Annotated in this window: 4 protein-coding genes; all 4 read left to right on the top strand. The window is 44.2% G+C overall.

Translation table 11 applies throughout. The features are described from left to right. Positions 1-3,834 (top strand): SpaA isopeptide-forming pilin-related protein (locus tag DW938_RS13250; RefSeq protein WP_147342398.1); only part of this gene is annotated, 3,834 nt, incomplete at its 5' end. Positions 3,835-3,837: 3 nt separating this feature from the next. Further along, a complete protein-coding gene (locus DW938_RS13245) occupies positions 3,838-4,629 on the top strand; it encodes a class B sortase (RefSeq protein WP_118125370.1) in 792 nt (263 codons plus the stop codon). Further along, positions 4,629-4,958: a DUF3852 domain-containing protein gene (locus DW938_RS13240; protein ID WP_041337574.1), complete on the top strand. Its 330-nt coding sequence runs from the start codon at positions 4,629-4,631 to the stop codon at positions 4,956-4,958. The genes DW938_RS13245 and DW938_RS13240 overlap by 1 nt, the downstream gene beginning before the upstream one ends. 17 nt (positions 4,959-4,975) lie before the next feature. Beyond that, a partial coding sequence (locus tag DW938_RS15015; RefSeq protein WP_207660715.1) for a hypothetical protein occupies positions 4,976-5,240 on the top strand: 265 nt, incomplete at its 3' end.

The following is a 5,240-nucleotide window of genomic DNA, read 5'->3' as shown; positions in this document are numbered from 1 at the left end:
TGGATATATATGGGCGAATTTGACAGCCGTTCCGACGTTGTTTCTTATCTGAAATCTATCGGAGTTTCCGAATCGCTCATAACAAGCTCCACAGTCGGCGACGGCACAGGCGCAGGAGGTACTCATTGGAGGATCGAGTCCAACGGATCTCAGGGTGTTGTCATTAACAACAATACCGACGGTAAAACTGCGACTGCGATGAATATGTACGCTTTCAGGATCACAAAAACTGATGTTACCTTTGAGATCGATAAGTACAATACGGACGGTAATCTTGTAGGAAAATCAAGTGTTGACAATTCCACAGCGGTATACGGAATCTACAGTGACAAGTCCTGCACAAAAAAGGTTGGCGAAATCGCCATAGGCGCTGACGGCACAGGTAAAATTCAACTTCCCGACAGCACTTATTACGCAAAGGAATTAAAAGCTCCTACAGGTTATTCTATTGATCCTACTGTTTATACAATCAAAGCAGGAAAAAACAAGGTGACAGAGGATTTCAAAACAGGAACAATTAAAATTAACAAAACCGCAGAGGACGGAATCATCAGCGGCAGGGAGTTTAAAATCACCTATTCATACAATGGAAAATCGCTCTCTGAAACTGCCAAAACCAATGCAAACGGAATTGCAACCTTTGACGATCTAAGAGTTTATGATATGTCCACAGGCAAAGCAATTGGCTACACCGTATCCGAGATCAATGTAGATACAAGATACGAAGTTCCTAAGGCTCAGAATGTTACGCTGACGAGCGGAGATGTTGATCTGACTGTGAATGTGAAGTTCAACAATCAGCTTAAAACGGGCTCGATAAAGATCAATAAACAGTCTGAGGATAATCAGAACGGAGACAGAGAGTTTACTATTACGGGCAACGGTAAGACCTACACAGTCAAGACCGGAGATGACGGCATTGCAATTCTCTCTGACATTCCTGTTTATGACAGTAATAACGAAAAAATTACCTACACCATTTCCGAGAAAAATGTTCCCGTAAGATATGTAGTTCCAGCGGATCAGACTGCAACCCTTATGGCAGATGCGACCACAACCAAGACATTCAAAAATATCCTCAAAAAGTTTACAGTTGAGGTAACAAAGCAGGATTCTGAAACAGCATCAGAACAGGGCGACGGAACGCTTGCGGGAGCAGTTTACGGACTGTACAAGGACGGCGAGCTTGTCGATACCTATACGACCGATGAAAACGGATATTTCAAGACAAAAGAGTATGTCTGCGGAAACTACACTGTTCAGGAGATTTCTCCCTCCGCGGGATATCTGCTTGATACGACTGTTCATTCTGTAGGCACTGAGCCGGAAAAATACACAATTGAAAGTAATCCAATTTCTATGACTGTCACAGAGGACGTAGTAAAGGGCAATATTGCGATCATCAAGCATTCCGATGACGGCTCTACTCAGATAGAAACTCCAGAAGTGGGAGCTGAATTTGAAGTGTATCTGAAATCTTCGGGTTCTTATGCAAATGCTGTTGAAACAGAACGTGATTACCTGACGTGCGATGAAAACGGATTTGCACAGACCAAGGATATGCCATACGGAATTTACACCGTGCATCAGACCAAGGGTTGGGAAGGTACTGAGTTTATGGAGGATTTTGATGTGAACATTTCGGCTGACGGTCAGACTTACAGATACATCATTAACAATGAAAAGTTTGAAAGCTATATCAAGATCGTAAAGGTGGATTCCGAAACGGGAAAAACCATTCCTTATGAGGGTGCAGGATTTGAGATCTACGATTCAAACGGTCAGAAGATCTCAATGACTTTTGCATACCCTACCCCCACAACAATCGACACTTTCTACACAAACAGCGAGGGCTATCTGATCACTCCCGAGGTTCTTCCCTACGGTGAATATTTGCTTGTTGAGGTTCAGGCTCCCTATGGCTATGCACTTGACAGTACGCCCGTGTCTTTCACAGTTTCTGCTGATAACGCAGAGAAAGAAAATGCCCTGACGGTTATTAAAGTCCGCAAAGAAAACACCGCTCAGAAAGGCAAGATCAGCGTTCAGAAAACAGGCGATATTTTCACAAGCGTGAATATGGCAAGCTCTGCTTATACAGACGAAAACGGCGAGCTAGTTGTCAATTCAACGACTTACACTCCCGTGTTTGCGAACGGAAATCTTTCCGGCGCAGTATTTCAGGTAATAGCAGCAGAAGATATTGTCACCCTTGACGGTACTGTTCATGCCAATGCAGGCGACGTTGTGGCTGAAATTACTACCGATGAAAACGGATATGCGGAAACCGATTTATTGTATCTCGGTAAGTACGAAATCAAGGAGGTTCAGGCACCTTACGGCTATGTTCGGAATAGCGAATCACAGTTTGTAGAACTGACCTATGCAGGACAGGAAATCGCTGTTCTTGATACGGTAAATGCATCATTTGTCAATGATTATCAGAGTGTTGAAATCTCACTTTCTAAGGTTATGGAGAACGACGAGCTGTTCGGAATCGGAAACAATAATGAGTATCTCTCTGTTCGTTTCGGACTGTTTGCGGCGGAGGATATACAGGCGGCTGACGGTACGGTGATTCCTGCCGACGGACTGCTTTCAGAGGTTTCACTTGATGAGAATATGACTGCAAAATTTGATGTACAGATACCTTTCGGCAGGTATTATGTCAAAGAAATTTCTACTGATGAGCATTATGTTCTAGGTGGAGAAAAGTATCTTGTAAACTTCGAATATATGGGACAGGACATCCGGACTGTGGATATTGACTGCGGACAATTCGTAAATCTTCTCAAGCGTGGCAGGATAGAGGGTCACAAGGTAGATGACAAGAGCGAACCTCTTGAAAATGCTGTGTTCGGTCTGTTTACTGCCGACTGTGTGAAGTTCAGCAGAGATACTGCAATAATGACTTTCACATCAGATGAAAACGGATATTTTGAGTTTAATAACATTCCTTATGGTGAGTATGCAGTTAAAGAAATCGCAGCACCTGCCGGATATATTTTCTCAGATGAAAAGTATCACGTAGTTATCAACGAGGACGGTGATGTTATCGAGATCACTGCCGAGAACAAGCCTATTACTGTTGAGATATCAAAGCGTGATATTTACGGAAACGAACTTGTGGGTGCTGAAATGGTGCTTGAAAATGCTGACGGTGAGACAGTTGATAAGTGGACTTCCGACGGCACAAATCACATCGTTTCAAGGCTTGGTGCAGGTGAATATGTGCTTAAAGAAATTGCCGCACCCGACGGTTATGTGATTGCGACGGACATTAAGTTCAGCGTTGATATTTACGGCAATGTTACGGTAGAAAACGTTGATTCTACAGCCGTTTCGGATAACGGCTATCCGCTTATCGTTATGGTGGACGATACCACTAAGGTTCGTATTTCAAAGCGGGACATTACAACAGGCGAAGAATTGCCGGGTGCTACTTTGCAAATTATCGACGAGAACGGAAATGTGGTTGAGGAATGGGTATCTGCGGACGAGGCTCACTTCATCGAAGGAAAGCTGATCGCAGGCAAGGAGTACACGCTTCGTGAAACTATCGCTCCCGACGGTTACGAGATTGCAAATGAAATCAAGTTCACGGTAAACGCTGACGGCAGCGTGACCGAAGTCGTTATGTATGACGAGCTTACACCTAAAACCACTACTCCGTATACAGGCGATAACCACAGTGATTTTGCGGCATTTGCACTTATGGGCGCTTCGCTCATAATCTTTCTTGTGCTGATCATTAGCAGAAAGAAAAATGATGACAAGGAGCCTGAAGATCATTCAGCTCTTTGCCCCGAATTTATTGAAATTGATGAGGATTGATCTATGACTAAGAAAACCAAAGTTATTCGCACTATTGCGGCTGTGACCGCAGCCGCCCTCCTCGGAGGGGGAATTTATCTTCTGGTGAAAAACGACATGGCTCAGAAAATCAATTGGCAGGATATTCTGATCTATGCTCCTACCCCGATAGCGAGAGAAACGCTTGATGATGCAGTCAACAATAGTTCTGACAAGCCATCGGCGGACAGAGTTCCCGAAGATACAAAAAAGGAGCTTACAGCACAGGTACGGCAGCTTTCCGCAGAGCATGACGATTTCGTGGCTTGGCTGTATATTCCCGATACGAATATCAATTGCCCGGTAATGCAGTCGGGAGATAACGAATATTACACGCGCAGGGCGGTGGACGGCTCATATTTGTATGCAGGATCACTGTTTATGGACTATCGCTGTTCAAGCGATTTTTCTGACTTTAATAGCGTGATCTACGGTCACAATATGGGAAACGGAACGATGTTTGCCGATATTCCAAATTACGAAAACGAGGAATATTTCATGAACCACAGCTTTGGCTGGCTGACCACGGAAGATGAGGTGCGTCTGATAGATTTCTTTGCAGTAGCAAGGACTACAGACACAAGCGGACTTTATCTTGCTGATCCGACCTTTGAAGAGTGGGATTTACAGCTCAGAAACTGCGCGAGTATTTACAAGGAGATCGGCATTTCCGAAGAAGATAATCTGATAACGCTGTCAACTTGTACTTCTGCAGAGGGTAACAGCCGTACAATTCTGGTAGGAAAAATTATCGAAAACAGAGAGGATGATGTGTAATGAGATCAAAAAAGAAAATCATTGCGGCGGCAGTAAGCGCATTTTGTTTTGTGCAGATGATGTCAATAACTGCTTATGCTTCGGGCGATGTTGCTGGTGCGGTGACAAGCACTTGGACTACGGCAAGAGCACAGGTCGTTTCAGTCGTAAACAATGTGGTGTTTCCCGTGATAGACGTTATACTTGCAGTTCTGCTGTTTGTGAAGATAACACTCGCATATCTCGATTACCGCAAACACGGTCAGCTTGAATGGACGCCGATCGCTATCATTTTCGGCTGTCTGATCTTTTCTCTGACCTGTCCGCTGTACATCTGGAGCATAATCTGATATGGGGAGGAATGAATATGAAAGCAAAAGTAATGACTGCAATTTTAGCAGCGTTTATGCTGACAATGACAGCTTGCGGAACGATCAGTCCGCCGATCCAGAATGCTGTTACGGAAACAACTACTACAACCACAGCCGAGTCCATACACGACTCGGCTGCCTCTTCAGGGGCTGAAAGCAGTTTAGAGGATGAAAAGATAAAGACGGACACCTTTATTGCCGAATTTTTCGATTCCGATATATCCTTTGTGGATACAAGTGAATTGGTAGCGGAAGCTATGA

Source organism: Ruminococcus sp. AM43-6, from assembly GCF_003461785.1.
In the GTDB taxonomy this organism is placed as follows: domain Bacteria; phylum Bacillota; class Clostridia; order Oscillospirales; family Ruminococcaceae; genus Hominimerdicola; species Hominimerdicola aceti.
Note: the sequence above shows the minus strand (reverse complement) of the source record. Positions and strands in the feature narration are given on the sequence as shown.

Bases quoted from the DNA above. Each gene is read 5' to 3' on its own strand.
- DW938_RS13245 (WP_118125370.1), top strand. From the start codon at position 3,838: ATGACTAAGAAAACCAAAGTTATTCGCACTATTGCGGCTGTGACCGCA.
- DW938_RS13240 (WP_041337574.1), top strand. From the start codon at position 4,629: ATGAGATCAAAAAAGAAAATCATTGCGGCGGCAGTAAGCGCATTTTGT.